Here is a 17728-nt window from a genome sequence, read left to right on the forward strand (position 1 = left end):
ACCGCGGCTCACTCAGGTACCGGTCCAGGTCCGCAGCCGCGTGCTGGACACGCTCAATGACTGCGCCATCCTCTGCGAGTTCATGCAGTTCCTCGCGGCTGACCAGGCCCAGGAAGGTCATAGGGTCATGATTGCTTTGCTCCCAGGCCTCGGGATTCAGCGCGGAAAACAGTTCACGTGTCGGCAAATGCCACGACCAACGCAAGTTCTTCGCCAATCGTGCCAGCGGGGCGATTGCTTCCGGCAGAACCGTCCGGACCGTGAACCGTCGAATCGCTTTCACTTCCGGCCACCTTCGAACGCGGACAGGGCCGGTTTGGTCAACGTTTTCATGCGGTGTGCCTCCAAGAGGTTGTTGTGATGATTGGGGAGATGTGGGCTAGGGGTGGGACCCCCGGGGCGCCGGGTGAGGAGGCTTCCGCGGGGACCACCGACGCAGAGCAAGCGCTTACATGCTTTGAGCGGCATCATAGGCTTCACGGGCGCACGGGTCCTGAAACTCAGACTCAGGCGGCGGTCTCCAGGTTCCGTCCTCGCACTATTCCGGGGCCTGTACTGCCCGGGAACAAGGGGACGCGGTTGCTCGTGGACCCGCTGCGAAAGCTTGGGAATTCCCGTTCCGGGCTACCAAGCACTGGCGTCATCTTCAACACGCAGGACTCGTACCGAATGATTCCAAGCACGACTTACTTCCTTAGTCTCCGGGAACTCTGATCGGTGACCATCCGCCATGTTGTATCAGGAGGAATCTCATCGCCGTTCGTCGACGCGCCTTGTCGACGCGGGTCGATGGCTCGACAGTAGTTGGCGGCGCAACGGTGTGTCAAATGTCACAATCACGTGTGATGGGACCGCGTAATGAACGCGTCGATTTGGCGGGCTGCGCCCGAACGACGCGATGATTTATGGCTGGACGGCGCGTGCCACGGTGGTGCTTCCGCGCAACGTCAGCACCGGCTCAGCGAGCCACTGCAGGGCATCCGCGTCCTCACTCCTGAGGCGCCGGGAAAGGAATTGCGCCGCCTCGCGCCCCATTACCCTCGGTTCTGCGGACGCTGTGGTCAGGGCGGGCATGAAGCGCTCCGCGGAACCGGCACTGGTGTTGATCGCGACAATGGAGAGAAACTCGGGGACGAGCCAACCATGGCTCGCCGCAGCACCCAGAAGGCCTGCAGTAGCCGCTTCGTTGATCATCACGAGTCCGGTTGTTTCCGGAGAATCTTCCAGGATCTGTCCGAACACCTCGCGACCGCCGGCACGTGAGCTCGCGGCTGGGAACAGCCGGGCACTGACCCCGTGTCGCGACGCGGCGGCTGCCACGGCATCCCACGATCGGACCATCGGGCCGTAGCCGGTGTCCAGGGACTCACGCGAATGCGTCACGAGGCCGATCTCCTTGTGCCCCAGACTGACGAGGTGCGACACCGCCAGCTCGCCCATGGCTTCAAAATCCGCGTCGACGAATGTCAAGCCAGCGGCATCCGTTGGCCGTCCGATCGTGACGAATGGAACACCCGTTTCCAGTAGGACTGGAATCCTTTCGTCGAATGACCTGACTTCCATAAGGAGGATTCCATCTACCAGACCCTGGGCAACGATCCGCTGCATCTCGCCCAGGTCGTCGGGGTCCATTGGCCACAGAAGAAGATGGTATCCGTCGACACGCGCTTGTTCGGCAGCACCTTGAACGTATTCGAATTCCGTGGTGTTCATCCCTTGCTCCCCGACCGGGAAAATCAAGGAGAGGATGCCGGTCCGCTTGCCGGCCAAACCCTGGGCGAGCAGGTTCGGCGTATAGCCAAGGTCGGCCATGGCCTTCAGGATGCGCTCGCGCGTTTCGGGTGCAATCGGCCGGACACCGCTGAGGGCATAGGACACAGTGCTCCTGGAAACGCGGGCTACCCGCGCAACATCGGCCATGGTTACCAAGGACTATCCCCCTGTATTGTCGGTGGCTGGTCGGCAATGGACCCGCAAATGACCCGATCCGCCGGACGGTAATGCCTCATAGTAAACCGTAATCGGTTGGCAAAGTGTTGCAGGCGTGCTGAGCCCACTGTTGCATACACTCAACAGCTAAGCGAGCGTGCGGCAAGGGATACCTGGCCCAGGACACGAAAAAGGGAACCACCGCCGGGTGGTGGCCGAGCGCAAGATGTCCTCTCGCCCATCATCGACTTGTTCAATGGAGAAGTTATCTGCCACACGGTCAACGCCAGCCCGTCCATCGCCATGGTCACAGAGATGCTCAAGAAAGCCTTCCCCAGACTCAGTCCCGAGGAACGTCCTGTGCTGCACTCGGATCAAGGCGGCAGTACCAAAGCCCTGCCTACCGCCGAATGCTGAGAGAGCGTGGCATCAAACAGTCAATGTCGCGCAAGCAATGTCGCGCAAGGGCAACTGCCTGGACAACACAATGGTGGAGAGCTTTTTCGGGCATCTGAAGGAAGAGTTTTACCGCCGCCGGCACTTCGCCTCAATTAGCGAATTCGTGCAAGAACTGAACACCTACATCCACTGGTACAACCACGCCCGGAACGAGGAAAGCCTGAACATCCTCAGCCCCGTGCAGTACCGCGCCCAGTTCGGGCAGTCCGCCGCACCGGCGCTTATTGACAACCGCACAGCCGGCGGATGCACTTAGCGCATGGGATCCAATGTGACCGATGCGAGGCTCCGAATCACGGGTGGCCTGGTGGTCATCTCCCTCGCCGTCACATCGCTCTTTATGATTTTGCGTCCGGAGACGGAGATGTTGTTCAGGATCATCCAGGGTCTGATGTGCGCCATCCTGTTTCTGTGGGCCGCCACGATTCTGGTCGGAAAGACCAAAGCTGGCAGGCTGGTCCTGACCCGACGACGTTGGAAGTATTTCACCCTAGTCGGGGTCGTTGTGGCTGTGACCACCATGCTCGTAGTCACGTCCGTCATCCAAGCACGGCCGGGCGGCAACGCGGCGCTGCCGTTGTTCCCGGCCATCGTAGGTTTGTTTGTTGCTCAGCTGTATGAACCGGAAGGCATCGCTCAATTCAAGGCATCAGACCTAAGCGATCGTGATGCCAGAGTTTGGAAGAAGATCGCCATTGTCTCAGCGATTATTGGAATCAGTCTCGGTTGCATCGCCGGTATAGCCGGAGCGGTCGGTAACGTCTTCGCGCTGCCGCTGCTCCTGCCGATCGCAGTCCTCCTCCTAGCCTCCACCGCCATGATCTGGATGATGCTCAGGACGAGGAATCGCCAACAGCGGGCGAAACCGTAGTGCTGAGGCCGGCTGGTACGAGGATGCGAGAATTTCACGATGCCTTGTCGAGGTTAGTTGAATCCATGGGAAACAGACAATGAGCGGGATTGACGATCTCATGGCGGCCTCCAACGATCATTGGGCCCATGCCGTCAGAAGAGCTCAGGGCATCGTGGACAACGGCCTGGGCGAGGTCGTGAAAATCTATTACACGCGCTATTTTCCTGCTGGCCTGGTGATCCTCTTAGCGGCCGGTACCGGGGCTGGGATCCTGGTTTCCGGGGGCGCCTTGGCGACCTGGGAGTCCAATTTGGTGTTCGGGTTCCTCCTCGCGGTGCTCGGTGTCTTGATCGGCGGCCTGGTCTACAACGCGAAGAGAGTGGTGCCCGCAGCCAATTTCGGAAGGGTGGACGTGCTGCTATCGCTTGAGAGCGAGGAGCGAAAGCAGATCCGCCGTCAGATCGCGGGGAAGGCAGCCATAGATCTGGAACATCTTGTGGTGACCCGGGCTGCCGCGGTGCAGCTCCGAAAGGGCCTTGCCACGCAACTGCTTCTGGCGCCGTGGTTTCCGCTCGTCTTCATTCCTCAATCCGTGAACTTTGCCTTGCACGGTGATAGTCCAGCAGCATGGTTTATGGCAAGTGGCGTTGTTGTCTTAGCGATCGCCATCGTGTTTCTCGTCCGTGACTTCCGGCGGGCGGGCCGGTTCCTGGCACGCACGGCGGAACAGGTAGTCTCCGGTCACGAATCTTTTTGAGGTGGCTCTGGCAAGGCAGCGGTCCCCCGTGATGTGACGAAGAAAGGAGGGCTCCATCGGAATAGCCGACAGGGCCCTCCTCGAGTCAGCAGCAACGTCGGAGCGAACAGACCCATAAGCTGGAGTCACCGCTTAATTGTGGTTCCGACTTTTGGGGTGCACTTCACAGCGGGGTGGCTCTTTCAATTCGAAAAACTGAGGCCTTGCTTGGAACATGAACCTACGTTCCAGGCAAGGCCTCTATGGTGGAGCTGAGGGGACTCGAACCCCTGACCCCCTGCATGCCATGCAGGTGCGCTACCAGCTGCGCCACAGCCCCATATTCTCGCTGCTCCGCGAACCGTGAACTGGCTGGAAAATCTCCTCCAGTTTTCGGATTCCTCCGAAGCAACTCAAATATCTTAGAACAGCATTTCCGAAAATTCCAAATCGGGCATATTCAGTTGGTTCGTGCCTTAAAGCCTAGGATTCCTCGACGGCAGGAGCTTTCGCCGAGGCGTCGTCACCGAGGTCCAGGTCCACTACCGGGCAGTCTTTCCACAGGCGTTCCAAGGCGTAGAAGACCCTGTCCTCGGAGTGCTGGACGTGCACCACGATGTCGGCGTAGTCCAACAGGACCCAGCGTCCCTCGGAACGCCCTTCGCGGCGGACCGGGCGCAGATCCTGCTTGAGAAGCTCTTCCTCGATGCCGTCGACGATGGCATTGACCTGGCGTTCGGTCGGGGCCGAAGCGATGAGGAAGACGTCAGTCAGTGCCAGACGTTCGCTGACATCCAGGGCGATGATGTCCTCGGCCAGCTTGTCCGCTGCCGCGCGGGCGGCGTGGCGGGCCAAGAGGACGGATTGTTCATGTGCAGTCATGGGACTCCTTGTATGCGGCTTCGAGAATAGACGAAGCCTGTTTGGTGGCAAAAGCCTTTGTGGTCAGCGGGAAAGTCCGCTGGTGATCATGATGATGCCCGCAATCAGCGCGATCGCTCCGATGCCAACGAGTCCCAGGACCAGAAGTCGTGTACGCTGGGCGCGCCCAAGTCCCGCCGTCGCGGCGTCGAGCGGTTCAAGTCCGTAAGCCGAACTTGCCGAAATGGGCGGATGTTCGGCCGCTTCCGCGAACGCTTCGCCATCTGGTTCGGAGGCCGACGCCGGGCGTCGACCTGCCGCTTTCGCGGCGGCTTCCGCCCGCGCCAGCACTCCTGCTCGGCCGCGCAGGCTGCGTGGCTTGCCCGACGCCGACTGCCCGGGCTTCAGTTTCGGCGCAGGGGAGGTCACGAGAGGAACAAAGGTAGTGCCGGGCGGCTTCATGACGGGACGCTCGAGTCCCGGAACCTTCACGAATTCCAGGGGCGTCACCATGGCCAGGTTGCTGGCCACGGAGGGTTCAGCACGGACCGGACCAGCAGGACGGCTGTTTTGCTCGGCGAGCTTCTGCTTGGCGATTGCCCTCTTGTTGAGGATCGCCTCGCGTTCAGCCTGGGCGATTTGGTCAGCCAAGGCCTCTGGATCCGCCGGCTCAACGTCGTTGCCGGGAACCCCGGATTCAACGGCCGGGACTTTCTGCACCGCTGATTCCATTGCCGCGATGTGCTCAAGCTTGTTGGACTGATTGTTCGCTTGGGCGGCCAAAAGCTCACGGGCCATCAAGGCCTGCTCCACCGTCATTTCCGGGGCCCCGGGAGGAGGGCCTGCCGTGACGCGGACACCGCCGCCAGGCGATACGCCCGGGCGATCCGAACCGGGCTGCCGCTTGCCGGCAGTCTGGACAGGGATGTTGGATGTCCTGGGCGCGGATCCCGGTGCAGCGACAACGGGGATCGCCGAAGTGCCCGGGGCGACTTCTTCCTGCAATTGCTGCAGGCGCAACTGACGGCGCGTGGGTGGACCGCCGCGGGAAAGCTGTTGCTCCTTTTCCGCGAGTTCCTTGATGGCGCGGAGGGCGGCGCGGTCGCGTGCACGCGCCTGGGAAGAACGTTCTGAGGCGGATTTGGCGTCCAGTGGAGCATCGGCCACCCGGCGCACCCGATTGACCGAAGCGCCGCCGGACGCCTGGTTGGCGTCGTCGGAGGTAGCAGCCTCGGCTGCTGCGGGACGTGCGCCGGTTTCTTCCAGGCGCGCGTCCCGGGCTCGTCGAAGCTCGCGCCGGCTAGGGATGGGGGGCTGTTCCTGGCTCATTCAAAACTCACTCGGTACGGGCTTGGTGTTCTGGTCCGGTCATAGCATGCAGGGGCTCCCCCATGCCGGGTTTGCCCGAGTACAGCTTGTATTTGGCGATGTACTGCACTACTCCATCAGGTACGAGGTACCAGACCGGATTGCCTGCACCCACGCGGGCGCGGCAATCCGTCGAAGAAATCGCCATAGCGGGCACTTCCAACAGACTGACGTCCTCCCTGCCCATGCCATCAAGAACATGACCAGGCCGGGTGACACCGACAAAATGCGCCAAGGACCAAAGCTCGTCGACATCTTTCCAGGACAGGATCTGCGCCAGGGCGTCCGCGCCCGTGATGAAGAACAGGTCCGCTTCCGGCCGCTGGGTCCGGAGATCCCGCAGGGTGTCGATGGTGAACGTGGGACCGGGACGGTCCACGTCCACCCGGCTCACCGTGAAATTGGGGTTGGAAGCCGTAGCAATGACCGTCATCAAGTACCGGTGCTCGGCTTCACTGACCTGCTTGTGCGATTTTTGCCAGGGCTGTCCTGTGGGCACGAAGACCACCTCATCCAGGCGGAACTTGGCAGCAACCTCACTGGCAGCTACCAAGTGGCCGTGGTGAATGGGATCGAAGGTCCCACCCATCACGCCCAAGCGAAGTCGGCGCCCCGTTTCCTCGAAGGGTTTTGCGGCGGAAATGTTAGTGACCCAGCCCTGGGTGCTTGGCCGGGTGCTGGCGGTGCGGATCCGAGTGCTCGTCGACGGCGTCGTGACGGTTGCCGAGGTTCGTGTAGGAGACTGCCACAAACATCAGGACCAGGAGGATGGAGAAGATGGTGATGCCGAAGACGATAGGAGGAGCCCACAACGGCGCCGGCGCCTCGCTCTCGCCCCCTTGAGCGAGAATGGAAATGGCGATCTGCTGAAACTGCATTTTCTCCCCTAGCGGTTCAAAGGATTTCGACGGCGGATCCTCCCACCGTTCAGGACTTCTGTTCTATGTTACAGCGTCGCTAGCTGCGGACCTGGCCTTCACCCTGGACAATCCACTTCGTGGTGGTCAACTCCGTGAGACCCATCGGACCGCGTGCGTGCAGCTTCTGGGTAGAGATTCCTACCTCTGCACCGAGGCCGAGCTCGCCTCCGTCGGTGAAACGCGTGGAAGCGTTCACGATGACCGCTGCAGAGTCGATGTCCGCAATGAACTTCTCGGCGTTCGCCAGGTTGTTCGTCAGGATGGCCTCCGTGTGGCCCGTCGACCATTTGCGGATGTGCGCGACCGCCTCGTCGAGGTTGTCCACCATGGCAACGGCGAGGTCGAGGTCCATGTATTCCGTGGCCCAATCGGCGTCGTCGGCAGGCACTGTATCCACGGAGCCGGACAGCGCCGCTTGAATCCTGGGATCGACGTGCAGGGTGACACCGGCAGAGCGCAAGGCGGTCGCGACGGCGGGCAGCACAGTGGATTTCGCGTGAACCAGGAGAGTCTCGACAGTGTTGCAAACGCTGGGACGCTGGGTCTTGGCGTTAAGCAGGATATCGACGGCCATCTCTTCGCTGGCGGACTCATCGATGAAGATATGCACATTGCCTTCGCCGGTCTCAATGACGGGCACGGAAGAGTTGTTGACCACAGTCTGAATCAGGTCCCGTCCACCCCGGGGAATCAGCACGTCCACCCGGCCGCGGGCACGCATCAGGACGTTCGCGCCCTCTCGGCCGAATTGGTCCACGCTCTGGACGGCGTCGGCCGGCAGCCCAACGGATTCCAGCGCATCGCGGAGGATGGTCACAAGGGCTGCGTTGGTGTGGGCAGCAGCCGATCCGCCGCGCAGGATCACCGCATTGCCGCTCTTCAAGGCGAGCCCGGCGATGTCAACCGTAACGTTGGGGCGGGCCTCGTAGATCGCCGCGACTACTCCCATGGGCACGTTGACCTGGCGCAAGCGCAGTCCGTTGGGCAGGGTCTGGCCCCGGACGACGTTGCCCACGGGATCCGGCAGGCCCGCCAGGTTTTCAAGGGCCGCCACAAGGCCGTCGATGCGGGCAGGAGTCAGGGTCAGGCGGTCCAGCATGGCAGCGGAGGTTCCGTTGTTGCGGCCAGACTCAACATCCTTGGCGTTGGCAGCGAGGATGGACCCCTGCTGTTCCCGGAGAGCCGCGCCGATAGCGTGCAGGGCGCGGTCCTTCCAGGCACGGTTCGCCTGGGCCATGTGCCGCGCGGCTTGCCGTGAGCGGTCCGCAATCGAATGCACGGCCGCCTCCACTTGCTCGGTGGTGAGCGGCGTGTTTCCCGTCTCCGGAGTTTCCGGCACCTGGGCGGCATTGCCGGAAGCCAGGGCGTCAGTCATCACAGGAGAATCAGGGGTAAGGGCCTCAGTCATTCTCCAAGTTTAGTGGAGCGGGGCTGCTGGACCAGTACGAGGTCGTCAACATGAACAACTACACGGTCATATCCGCGGCCAAGGTCCTTGGCGAGCTCCTTGGTTGAACGGCCAAGCATGCGGGGAAGCTCTTCCGCCGAGTAGTTCACCAGTCCCCTGGCAATCACGGCGCCCTCGGCAGAAACCATCTCCACGGGATCGCCAGGCTCGAAGTCTCCCTGCACCGACGATATTCCGGCGGGCAACAGCGAGGTGTGGCGGTCGCGCACAGCCTTGACGGCGCCGTCGTCGAGCACCAAACGGCCCCGGACCGAAGCCAGGTGGGCCAGCCACAGCAGGCGGACGGGTTTGCGGTTGCCGTTGATGGCGAACCACGTTCCCACGTCCTCGCCTGCAAGTGCGGCCGCGGCATTGGCAGTGGAGGTGACGAGGGCGTGGATTCCGGAGCCTGCGGCGATCGACGCCGCCTCCACCTTGGTGGTCATGCCCCCGGTTCCGACGCCGGCCTTGCCGGCCTTGCCGATAGTCACCCCGACGAGGTCATCGGGACCGGTGACGAGCGGAATGCGCTTGGCACCCAACGACGGCGGACCGTCGTACAGCGCGTCGACGTCGGAGAGCAGGACCAGCGCGTCCGCCCGCACAAGGTGCGCCACCAAAGCGGCCAGGCGATCGTTGTCACCGAAGCGGATTTCGTGGGTTGCCACCGTGTCGTTTTCGTTCACGACGGGCACCACGCCGAGATTCAGCAAACGGTCCAGCGCCCGGTATGCGTTGCTGTGCTGCGTGCGCCGCATCAAGTCATCCGCAGTCAACAGGACTTGGCTGACCGTGACCCCGTGCGCAGCAAAAGCCTGCGAATAGCGGGCCATCAAAAGCCCTTGGCCCACACTGGCCGCGGCCTGCTGTGTGGCAAGGTCCTTGGGACGCTTGGCGAGGCCGAGCGGCGCGAGACCCGCCGCGATGGCACCGGAGGAGACCAGAATGATTTCCGTCCCGGAGTTGCGCTTCTCGGCCAGGGCGTGGACGAGTGCCGTCAGCGCCTTCTCCGAAATGCCGCCTTTGATGCTGGTCAACGAGGACGAACCCACCTTGACCACGATCCGCTTGGCGCCGGCGAGAGCCTGGCGTTCGGCGGCGTCGTCGCCTTCAGCGACTTCAGCGATGCGGGCCGTGCTAGTCGTCATTTTCGGCTTCCAGGCCGCTTTCCTTCAGGGGCTTGGGGAGACGACGGCCGCTGACGGACTCGGTCCAGATGCCCGCCTTGCGCTCGGCTTCGAGCTCGGCGCGTGCTGCAGCCTTTGCCTCGCGGCGTTCGATCTGCTCATCGCGCTTCTGCGAACGGGTGGGACGGTCGCCAATGTCGGCCACGCGGATGTCGGTTCCACGCGGTGTCGCCAGGAGTTCGGCGCCCGCCATCATGGTGGGCTCCCAGTCGAAGACGACGCCGTCCTCTTCGCCGATCACCACGGTGTCACCCGGAACGGCACCCATCTTGAACAACTCGTTTTCGATGCCAAGCTTGGCCAGGCGATCGGCGAGGTAGCCAATGGCTTCTTCATTGGTGAAGTCGGTCTGCTTTACCCAGCGGACCGGCTTCTCCCCCAGCACGCGGAAGAGCGGCTCGAGGTTCTTTTCCTCGCGGCGGATCTTGAAGCCGGACTCGTTGACGGCACGCGGGCGGAGGACGGGCGCTGCGACCTTGGGAGGCGCAGTGGCAACGGCCTTGCGGGCGGCCATGACAATCTCGCCCATGGCGAAGCTCAGTTGGCGCAGGCCTTCATGGCTCGTGGCGGATACTTCAAAGACGCGGTAGCCGCGCTGTTCCAGTTCGGGACGGACGAACTCTGCCATGTCCCTGCCGTCAGGCAGGTCCACCTTGTTCAGGACAACAAGCTTGGGGCGTTCGTTCAGCGGGACAACTTCGCCGTCAACGCCGGCGTAGCTCATGTCCACGGCGTACTTATCCAGCTCTTGCTCGATGATCGCAAGATCGGAGAGCGGGTCCCTGTCCGCTTCCAAGGTTCCGCAGTCCAGCACGTGCACCAGCGCGGCGCAACGCTCCACGTGGCGCAGGAAGTTGTGGCCCAGGCCCTTGCCTTCGCTCGCGCCCTCGATCAGCCCGGGAACGTCTGCAATGGTGAACCGGACTTCACCGGCCTGAACCACGCCAAGGTTGGGGATCAAGGTAGTGAACGGGTAGTCGGCGATCTTCGGCCTCGCCGCGGACATCGCCGCGACAAGGCTGGACTTGCCTGCGGAGGGGAAGCCAACCAGCGCGATGTCTGCGATGGACTTCAATTCCAGGACGATGTCGCTGGAGTCGCCTTCAATACCGAGGAGTGCGAAACCGGGCGCCCTGCGTTTCTGCGAAGACAACGACGAGTTGCCAAGGCCGCCGAGGCCGCCCGCAGCGGCGACGAACTCGGTGCCTTCGCCTACAAGGTCGGCAAGGACGACGCCGTCCTTGGTCTTGACCACAGTGCCGTCCGGCACGGGAAGCACGAGGGTTTCACCGTTCTTGCCGCCGCGCCAGTCGCCCATGCCGGGGCCACCGCTGGTTGCGTGCCGGTGCGGTGCGTGGTGGTAGTCAAGCAAAGTGGTGGTCTGGGCATCAACGCGCAGGATGACGTCGCCGCCATTACCGCCGTTGCCGCCGTCGGGTCCGCCGAGGGGCTTGAACTTCTCACGCTTAACAGAGACACAGCCGTGGCCGCCTGTTCCGCCGGATACGTGAAGTACTACCCGGTCTACGAAGGTCGCCACGTGTTTCTCCTCTAAGTGGAAATTACTGCTTGAAGTGCGCGTTGCGGGCTGATGCGCCGCCGCCCGCCCTAGTAAATTCTAGTGCGGTTAAAAAGACAGATGGAGCGGGCCATACGGCCCGCTCCACCCGTTCAGAACGTGTTATTACTCTGCAGCTGCAGCAGCAACGATGTTCACTACGCGACGGCCACGGCGAGTACCGAACTCAACCGCACCTGCCTGCAGGGCGAACAGGGTGTCGTCGCCACCGCGGCCGACACCGGCGCCCGGGTGGAAGTGGGTGCCGCGCTGGCGGACGATGATCTCGCCTGCGGAAACGACCTGGCCACCGAAGCGCTTTACGCCGAGGTACTGGGCGTTGGAGTCACGACCGTTGCGAGTGGAGCTCGCGCCTTTTTTATGTGCCATTTGAAATGCCTGCCTTTAAATTCTGGGGAATCTGTTGAAAACCTGAACAGCAACCAGTGGTTACTTGATACCGGTGATCTTGATCTTGGTCAGTTCTTGACGGTGACCCTGGCGCTTCTTGTAGCCGGTCTTGTTCTTGAACTTCTGGATGACGATCTTCGGACCACGGAGGTCTTCGAGGATCTCAGCCGTAACCTTGACCTTGGCCAGATCCGCAGCAGCGGAGGTGACCTTGTCACCGTCCACCAGGAGCAGTGCGGGCAGCTCAAGGGTGCTGCCGGCTCCACCGGGGACGCGGTTCAGGGTTACGTAGTCTCCAACGGAAACCTTTTCTTGGCGGCCGCCTGCGCGGACAATCGCGTACACCACTTGGGCACTCACTTCTCTCGACGTTTATTACTAAATTTGCGTGCGGAACCCCGATCCGAAAACGGGCCTGGTTCACGCTGTGCCTCAACGCCGTGGACTCCGGTACGGAATCCATGAGTCATCCCTCGAATAGTTCCAAATGAAAGGTCAGTTCCAAATGAACGGTTTCTGGGGGCATAACCCAAGTGTTGGCGTAAGCACCGAAGATCTAGATTACGCTAGTTTCGCCTTCGGCTGCAAATGAGGCCAGGTCCGGAGGCTGCCACGTGATGGCTGCCACAGACTGGCTATGCCGCCATCCGGTACCGTGCCCGTCTACCTTACCCTGCCGGCCGGGAAAAGCTCGGATCCTCACTCCGACACGCAACAGCGCCCTCCGGCACAGGCCTTATTCCCATCCTTCCGCGAGAGGAACCGGGTTCAGCCGTGCAACCTTGGAGCATCGAAGAACGCTGTTTCATAACGGCAGGATTGGGCAAACGCTTCCATCATGGCGGTGCGCTCCACAGGTGTTGCGGCCTGCGCGGCGGCATCGGTGATGTCGATCGCCTTGCGGGTGGCCTCGGCGAACGCCTCGTCTGCGTAGGTGCGCAGCCAGTCCGCGTAAGGGTGCTCGTCCGACGCTCCCGCCTCTATGTAGCCATGGTGGAGCTGCTGTCCCACTTCGGCGTACAACCAGTAGCAGGGAAGTACGGCAGCCAGCAGGACGGCATAGCTGCCTGACGCCGACGCCGCAAGCAAGTGGTCGACGTAGGCCTTGGTGACCGGACCTAGCCCTCCGCTTACCTGGCGCCCGCTGAGCCAATTCCGATGCAGCTCGGACTCGACTTCAAGGCACATCTGCGAGCCGCGGGCCCAGAACAGCTGTTCGGTTTCGCTTGGAGCGAGGGCGCTTGCCCGCGCCAGGACACGGGAATAGCCGTTGAGATAGATGGCATCCTGCGACAGGTAGTAGCTGAACTGCGCTTCGCTGAGCCCACCGGATTGCAAGTGCTGGATGAAGTCCAAGCCATAAATGGCCGCAAGTTCCGTCTGGGCGGCTTCCCACATCCGGACGGCAAAATCTCCCGGCTCAAGGGCGTGCTGGAGCGCGTGGAAATGATGGATCGGCCCGTTGCCCTTCCCCACTTCCAGCACCTCGGACTGGATCAGCGCTTCCTGAAGCCACGGCTTGACTACACGCAAGGCGGACTCCCAATCGCCGAGCCGCGCCTTGGCCGTCGCCATCGCCGACGACAGGGAACATCCCGTGCCGTGGCTATTGCGGGTCTCCACCCGTTGGCCGGCGAATTCCACCACGTCCTGGCTCAGGACTCCCCCGGTGTTGACCAGGGCATCGGGGCAGCCCGCTCCCTGCAGATGGCCGCCCTTCACCAGGACGGTGTTCCCACAGGCGGCAGCCAGGCGTTTGCCTTGCTCCAATGCCGATGCCCAGTCAGTGGCAACAGGTTCGCCAAGCAGCATGGCCAGTTCAGGAAGGTTGGGGGTCACCAAGTCAGCGAGGGGCAGAAGTTCCCGCAGTGCGGTTTCAGCGGACTCCGCCAGGAGCCGGTCGCCGCTGGTGGCGATCATCACCGGATCCAGCACGACGACGGCGGGGCGAGCCTCCCCGAGCCAGCGGCGGACTTCGTGGATGACCGCCGCATCCCCGAGCATGCCGATCTTGACGGCATCAACCGTGATGTCGTCGCTAATGGCGTCCAACTGCTGGCGGAGGAACTCCACGGGCGGGACATGGACGGCAGTGACTCCCTGGGTGTTTTGTACGGTGAGCGCCGTGATGACGGCCATGCCGTAGCCGCCGTTGGCCGCGATGCTCTTGAGGTCTGCCTGGATCCCGGCACCACCCGAAGGATCCGAGCCGGCAATGCTCAGGACCCTGGGGATAGGTCGCTGGACGGCCTTGAGCGGGTAGACGGCTGATTGTGCCGGAACAGTCATGCGAGACATCCCTTCGCCGGTGCTAACCGGACAGGTTCAACGGGTCTGGTCTCAGCCGGCTTGGTGCGCGGCACCCCGTGTCGGTCCCCTAGCTTAACCCGGATCACACCTCGCCCGCTGAAATCGACCTTTGTAACCGCTGTAACCGCGGTGCGCGGAGGTCCGGTGGATTGACCTGCAAACGCCGAAGCCCCGGCGGTTTCCACTGGAGCGGGAACGGCCGGGGCTTCGGACAGGGTACTACGTTTAGAGTTCGGACTTGGGCACGCCGACTCCGAGGATGATCGGTTCCGCCGCCGCCGTCGACTTGGCCGGAGCAGCGTCCGTCGCCCTGGCCTCGTGCGCAGCCCCACCGGAGGCGGCCGCGGCAACCTCGTGGTGCTCCACGTTGGTGGCGTTGGCGGCACCCTGGGCCCGGCTGGCACTACGGTTCCGGCGGCCTCGGCGTCCACGCGAACCCGGTTCCGCGGATTCTCCGCTTGCAACGGCCGCGGGGGCTACTGCCGGCGCTTCCTTGGCTTCTGTCGCCGTCATCGCGGTGTCCGGAGCTTCTCCGAGGCCCGCGAATGCCTGTGCCAACAGATCCAGGCTCATGGCAGGCGCACCACTCGCTGGCTCTTCTTCGTGGTGGACGAAGGGCAACGCGACTTCCTCGCCGCCGAATCGCAGCACAGGCTTCGAACGTTCCTCGCCGCTCGATGCAGCGGCAGGAGCCTGGACCGGGGCCGCGGGAGCCTGGACCGGGGCCGCGGGGGCCTGGACCGGGGCTGCTTCTGCTACGTGCCTGTCGGCGAGCAATTCCGCCGCGTGGTGGAGCTCGTCGTCGTGCAGGTGGGCAGCGTGGGCGGCGGCCGCGATGGTGGCAAGCGCGGCGCGGGTTGCTGCCTGACGATTCGGATCAGTGGATTCCACGGTGTGGACCGGGACAGGAGGGGTGATCGGGAGCTCGGCAGTGCCCTGACCCGTGCCCCTGCCGCGGCGACGCTTGCGCTGTTCCGGCCGGACGGCCGGCTGCGACTCCGTGCGCGGGTGGTGGTGTTCAGCGGCCACCACGTTGGCCCGACGGTGTTCCACGGGCTCGTCGTGCGTGACGATTCCGCGCCCTGCGCACGTTTCGCACTGCTCACCGAAGACCTCAAGCAGGCCGGTGCCCATACGCTTGCGGGTCATCTGGACCAATCCGAGCGACGTCACCTCGGCGACCTGGTGTTTGGTACGGTCCCGGCCGAGGCACTCGACCAAGCGGCGCAACACGAGATCGCGGTTGGATTCCAGGACCATGTCGATGAAGTCGATGACGATGATTCCGCCGATGTCGCGCAAGCGAAGCTGGCGGACCACTTCCTCGGCAGCCTCGAGGTTGTTCTTGGTGACGGTTTCCTCAAGATTGCCACCGCTGCCGGTGAACTTCCCGGTGTTGACGTCAACAACCGTCATCGCCTCGGTACGGTCGATCACAAGCGAACCACCGGAGGGCAGGAAGACCTTGCGCTCCAATGCCTTGTGGATCTGTTCGTCCACGCGCCATGCCGAGAAGATGTCCTGATCCGAGGTCCACTTTTCGAGGCGTCCCACGAGATCCGGCGCCACGTAGGTGACGTAGGCCTCAATGGTGTCCCAGGCTTCATCGCCGGAGACGATGAGCTTGGAGAAGTCCTCGTTGAAGACGTCGCGGACAACCTTGATGGTGAGGTCCGGTTCGCCGTACAGCAGTTCCGGGGCCAGGATCTTGGTGGATGTGGACTGGCTTTCAATGCCTTCCCACTGGGCCCTCAGGCGGTTGATATCGTGGGTCAGCTCTTCCTCGGAAGCACCCTCGGCGGCGGTGCGGACAATGACGCCCGCGTTCTCCGGGAGGCGATCCTTGAGGATCTTCTTCAGACGGTTGCGCTCGACGTCGGGCAGCTTGCGGGAAATACCGGTCATTGAACCGCCGGGCACGTACACAAGGTAGCGGCCGGGAAGCGAAATCTGGCTCGTCAGGCGTGCGCCCTTATGGCCCACGGGGTCCTTGGTGACCTGGACCAGCACGGAATCGCCTGATTTCAGGGCGTTTTCGATGCGGCGCGGTTTGCCTTCCAGGGTGACGGCATCCCAGTTGACTTCACCGGCGTACAGCACGGCGTTGCGGCCGCGTCCGATGTCGACGAATGCGGCTTCCATCGACGGCAGCACGTTCTGGACCTTACCCAGGTAGACGTTGCCGATCAGGGAATCCTGCTGTGTCTTGGACACGAAGTGCTCCGCGAGCACGCCGTCTTCCAGGACACCGATCTGGATCCTGTCGTCGCGCTGGCGGACGATCATCTGGCGGTCAACGGACTCACGGCGGGCCAGGAATTCGGCCTCGGTGATGACCTGGCGGCGGCGGCCGGTCTCGCGGGATTCACGGCGGCGCTGCTTCTTGGCTTCAAGGCGGGTGGAGCCCTTGACGCTCGTGACTCGGTCGGAGCCGGTGGTGGACTCAACGTGTGCGCGGGGAGCGCGGACACGGGTGACGGTGTTGGGGGGATCGTCGTCTCCGCCGCCTGTCAGCTCCAGGTCCTGGTCACCACGGCGACGGCGCCGACGACGGCGGGAAGTCACGCCTTCTTCGAGGACCTCCTCGGTGCCGGCTTCTGCCTCGTCCTCGGACTCCGCGGACGCTTCTTCTCCTGCGGCTTCATCACGCTCGTTGCCCCGGCGTCCACGACGTCCGCGGCTGCGACGCCGCCGGCGGCTGCCGGCTTCGTCCAGTTCGTTATCCTCGGAAACTTCTTCAGCGTCAGCCTGCGGTTCTTCTTCGACGACGGCCGGCCTGGCAACTGCGCTCAAGTCCGGTGCCTGGAAGATCATGGACGTGACGGACGCAGGTTCCAGGAACAGCGATGCGATCGGGCTTGCAGCCTCCGCCTCGACGGCCGGCTCCTCTGTGGTTTCCTCGGGCGCAATCTCCGCAGCCGGCGGTTCCACAGTGTTTTCCTCGGGCGGGGCAACCTCGGCAGCCGGTGTTTCCACCGGGGCTTCTTCGGCGACGGGCTCGGCGCTCTTTGCCCTCGTCGTACGACGGCGGCGGACCGGCTTCTCGGGGGCGGCTTCGGCCTCCGCAGCTATTTCAGCCTCCACGACGACGGGAACCTCCGCCGTCTCGCCACCTTCCGTGGAAGCTTCTTCAGCGAAACCTGGCAGCGGCTCGGAAGTTTCGACCTTCTTTCGAGCCCTGGTGCGCCGGACAGGAGCCTTGGGCGCTTCGATGTCCGTCGACTCGGCGAGGGGCTCAGCGGCGGCAGCGGCAGCTCCGGCGTCGGGGGTTTCGTCCGCGGCGACCGTCTTCGGTGCCGCCTTGCGGCGGGTGCGGGTGACCTTTTTGGGTGCTTCAGTGGTCTCGGTGGACGCCGCATCTTCGGCGGCGGCTACAACTTGCTCGTTATCCATATGTGGCAACACTCCTGCCCTTGCGCAACCGCCACATCCGGTGCCCAGAGGGGCAATATTGTCAAAACCCGCAGGCGTTGACAGAAGTCAGTAGTAGTCTTTCCGGTTCGCACCAGCATGGGGGTGCGGCATCCACGGAAAGCCGGCTTCGCTCCAAACCCGTTGTTCTAATGCCACAACCAGGTGCCGTCCATTGCCACTGCGGCCCTACCGGGGATCATTGGATCCTGGGCATGCCCTGCATATGACTGGCGGTCTTGGGAACAAGATACCGGACCGGATTCCGCATGTGGATC

15 protein-coding genes, 1 tRNA gene, 1 pseudogene and 1 riboswitch are annotated in these 17728 nt (G+C 63.1%); of the genes and pseudogenes, 3 read left to right on the forward strand and 14 right to left on the reverse strand.

Annotated features, from left to right (window positions below):
• The coding region (locus tag QRN59_RS19905; protein WP_284984191.1) for a DUF3417 domain-containing protein at nucleotides 1-283 on the reverse strand (283 nt) is incomplete at its 3' end.
• Between the two features lie 620 nt (nucleotides 284-903).
• Nucleotides 904-1920, reverse strand: a complete 1017-nt coding sequence (locus tag QRN59_RS19910; RefSeq protein ID WP_284984337.1) for a LacI family DNA-binding transcriptional regulator — start codon at nucleotides 1918-1920, stop codon at nucleotides 904-906.
• Between the two features lie 240 nt (nucleotides 1921-2160).
• On the opposite strand from QRN59_RS19910, the pseudogene QRN59_RS24685 reads away from it, so the two are divergent.
• The 3 genes and pseudogenes from QRN59_RS24685 to QRN59_RS19925 form a co-directional block, all read left to right on the forward strand.
• Nucleotides 2161-2644: pseudogene (locus QRN59_RS24685) on the forward strand (IS3 family transposase); the annotation flags it as partial.
• Nucleotides 2645-2695: 51 nt separating this feature from the next.
• A complete protein-coding gene (locus QRN59_RS19920; RefSeq protein ID WP_284984193.1) occupies nucleotides 2696-3259 on the forward strand; it encodes a hypothetical protein in 564 nt (187 codons plus the stop codon).
• 79 nt (nucleotides 3260-3338) lie between these two features.
• Nucleotides 3339-3998, forward strand: coding sequence for a hypothetical protein (locus QRN59_RS19925; protein ID WP_284984194.1), 660 nt, complete (start codon nucleotides 3339-3341; stop codon nucleotides 3996-3998).
• A 243-nt stretch (nucleotides 3999-4241) separates the two neighbouring features.
• Here QRN59_RS19925 and QRN59_RS19930 read toward each other — a convergent pair.
• From QRN59_RS19930 to QRN59_RS19985, 12 genes are all read right to left on the reverse strand, one after another.
• Nucleotides 4242-4317: transfer RNA gene (locus QRN59_RS19930), tRNA-Ala, on the reverse strand.
• Between the two features lie 143 nt (nucleotides 4318-4460).
• Complete coding sequence (gene rsfS / locus QRN59_RS19935) at nucleotides 4461-4859, reverse strand: ribosome silencing factor (protein ID WP_284984195.1); 399 nt, start codon at nucleotides 4857-4859, stop codon at nucleotides 4461-4463.
• Between the two features lie 63 nt (nucleotides 4860-4922).
• Entirely contained in the window at nucleotides 4923-6167 is a 1245-nt protein-coding gene (locus QRN59_RS19940) for a hypothetical protein (RefSeq protein WP_284984196.1), read from the reverse strand.
• A gap of 7 nt (nucleotides 6168-6174) precedes the next feature.
• Nucleotides 6175-6804, reverse strand: a complete 630-nt coding sequence (nadD, locus tag QRN59_RS19945) for a nicotinate-nucleotide adenylyltransferase (RefSeq protein ID WP_284984197.1) — start codon at nucleotides 6802-6804, stop codon at nucleotides 6175-6177.
• 46 nt (nucleotides 6805-6850) lie between these two features.
• Nucleotides 6851-7084: a hypothetical protein gene (locus tag QRN59_RS19950; RefSeq protein ID WP_284984198.1), complete on the reverse strand. Its 234-nt coding sequence runs from the start codon at nucleotides 7082-7084 to the stop codon at nucleotides 6851-6853.
• A gap of 79 nt (nucleotides 7085-7163) precedes the next feature.
• Complete coding sequence (locus QRN59_RS19955) at nucleotides 7164-8534, reverse strand: glutamate-5-semialdehyde dehydrogenase (RefSeq protein ID WP_284984199.1); 1371 nt, start codon at nucleotides 8532-8534, stop codon at nucleotides 7164-7166.
• Entirely contained in the window at nucleotides 8531-9721 is a 1191-nt protein-coding gene (gene proB, locus QRN59_RS19960) for a glutamate 5-kinase (protein WP_284984200.1), read from the reverse strand. Before proB ends, QRN59_RS19955 begins: the two co-directional genes overlap by 4 nt.
• Entirely contained in the window at nucleotides 9711-11300 is a 1590-nt protein-coding gene (gene obgE, locus QRN59_RS19965) for a GTPase ObgE (protein WP_284984201.1), read from the reverse strand. The genes proB and obgE overlap by 11 nt, the downstream gene beginning before the upstream one ends.
• 144 nt (nucleotides 11301-11444) lie before the next feature.
• On the reverse strand, nucleotides 11445-11708 hold the full coding sequence (gene rpmA, locus QRN59_RS19970; RefSeq protein ID WP_003803426.1) for a 50S ribosomal protein L27: 264 nt from the start codon (nucleotides 11706-11708) through the stop codon (nucleotides 11445-11447).
• Nucleotides 11709-11768: 60 nt separating this feature from the next.
• Entirely contained in the window at nucleotides 11769-12077 is a 309-nt protein-coding gene (gene rplU, locus QRN59_RS19975) for a 50S ribosomal protein L21 (RefSeq protein ID WP_028267456.1), read from the reverse strand.
• Nucleotides 12078-12497: 420 nt separating this feature from the next.
• Nucleotides 12498-14018 (reverse strand): bifunctional hydroxymethylpyrimidine kinase/phosphomethylpyrimidine kinase, encoded by a 1521-nt coding sequence (thiD, locus tag QRN59_RS19980; protein ID WP_284984202.1) that lies wholly within the window; start codon nucleotides 14016-14018, stop codon nucleotides 12498-12500.
• Nucleotides 14010-14106: riboswitch (TPP riboswitch) on the reverse strand. It overlaps the preceding gene by 9 nt.
• A gap of 158 nt (nucleotides 14107-14264) precedes the next feature.
• Nucleotides 14265-17432 carry an Rne/Rng family ribonuclease gene (locus tag QRN59_RS19985; protein WP_284984203.1) on the reverse strand — a complete coding sequence of 1056 codons (3168 nt, stop codon included), beginning with the start codon at nucleotides 17430-17432 and terminating at the stop codon, nucleotides 14265-14267.
• Between the last annotated feature and the right edge of the window lie 296 nt (nucleotides 17433-17728).

It is taken from the genome of Arthrobacter sp. efr-133-TYG-118 (assembly GCF_030209755.1).
Taxonomy (GTDB): Bacteria; Actinomycetota; Actinomycetes; order Actinomycetales; family Micrococcaceae; genus Arthrobacter.